The organism is Oscillochloris sp. ZM17-4, from assembly GCF_019599295.1.
Classification (GTDB): Bacteria; Chloroflexota; Chloroflexia; order Chloroflexales; family Chloroflexaceae; genus Oscillochloris.
In genome coordinates this window covers 1-1,345 of the sequence record NZ_JAIEWN010000171.1, presented here as the reverse complement: position 1 = coordinate 1,345, position 1,345 = coordinate 1, and the positions used below count along the sequence as shown (strand labels likewise).

At 65.9% G+C, this 1,345-nt stretch carries 1 protein-coding gene; it reads left to right on the top strand.

The annotated features are described in order from the left end of the window. Window positions 1-326: 326 nt before the first annotated feature. On the top strand, window positions 327-1,322 hold the full coding sequence (gene ilvE, locus K2Z83_RS28470) for a branched-chain-amino-acid transaminase (RefSeq protein ID WP_220598549.1): 996 nt from the start codon (window positions 327-329) through the stop codon (window positions 1,320-1,322). The last annotated feature ends 23 nt before the right edge of the window (window positions 1,323-1,345 follow it).

The following is a 1,345-nucleotide window of genomic DNA, read 5'->3' as shown; positions in this document are numbered from 1 at the left end:
GGACCCCGTAGGCCCCGCCCGCGCCGCGCCCGCCGGCTATGATCAGAAAAGGGATAACCATCGCGCCCTGCATAATTATCATTTACGCTTTATCGCCCGCTGGCTCTCTGGACTATAGCACGGGCGCTACGCCATGTCCAGCGCAGGGAAAGGCGGCTGTCAGGACTTTATCAACGAATAAGCCACGAATAAACGAATGGGACAGATGGCCCATTCGTTTATTCGTCCTGTTCGCTGTCTCCCCCCGCGGCGGAGCCGCCCGGCACATAGCGTACAATAACGCCACGGCATCAGTAGCATACCGAAAAGATAGAGAGGACACACACATGGCGACCACCGACAAGCACCAGACCTTCTCGCCGGACTTTGACAAGGCCGTGCCCAGCCACCTCTGGTGGAACGGCCAGATCGTGCCCTGGGAGAGCGCGACGGTGCATCTGTCCAGCACCTTCTGGAGCGGCGTGACGGCGATCTTCGAGGGGATCATGTCCTACTGGAACGAGGATGACGGCGAGCTCTACATCTGGCAGCTCGACGCCCACCTGCGCCGGCTGCTGCGCTCGCAGAAGCTGATGCGCCAGGCCTCGCCCTACAGCGTGGCCGAGCTGACCGAGGCCGTCTGCGAGCTGGCGCGGACGCTGGAGGTGCGCGGCGACTCCTATATTTTCCCCTACTGCTACCCGCAGGGCGGCGGCAACTTCGAGAGCAGCACCGGCCCCGGCCCGCAGCCCGTCGACATCTCCATCACCGTGCGGCCCAACCCCTCGCACCTGGGCAAGGGCTGGGTGCGCACCGCCTGCGTCTCATCCTACACCCGCATCTCCGACAACGTCATGCCGCCCAGGGTCAAGAACATCGCCAACTACCGCAACTCGAACCTGGCCATGGCCGAGGCCAAGTTCGACGGCTACGACACCGCGCTCATCCTCAACGCGGCCGGCAAGGTCGCCGAGGGCCCCGGCGCCTGCCTCATGCTCCTGCGCGACGGCGTGCTGGTGACGCCCAGCGGCACCGAGTCGATCCTGGAGAGCATCAGCCGCTCTGCGGCGATCGAGCTCGCCCGCCGCGAGCTGGGCCTGGAGGTTGTCGAGCGGCCGGTCGACCGCACCGAGCTGTATATCGCTGATGAGATCTTCATGGTCGGCACGGCGGCCGAGATCCTGACCATCGGCTCGGTGGACCACTACACCATCGGCGACGGCGCGATGGGGCCGGTCACCCGCGAGCTTGAGCAGCTCTTCCACGACGTGGTGCGCGGCAAGCGCTCGGAGTACGCCCACTGGAGCACCCCCGCCGGCATCCGGGCCGTCGCCCGCGGCTGATTCGCTGCGCGGGCCTTGAGGCC

Bases quoted from the DNA above. Each gene is read 5' to 3' on its own strand.
- ilvE (WP_220598549.1), top strand. From the start codon at position 327: ATGGCGACCACCGACAAGCACCAGACCTTCTCGCCGGACTTTGACAAG.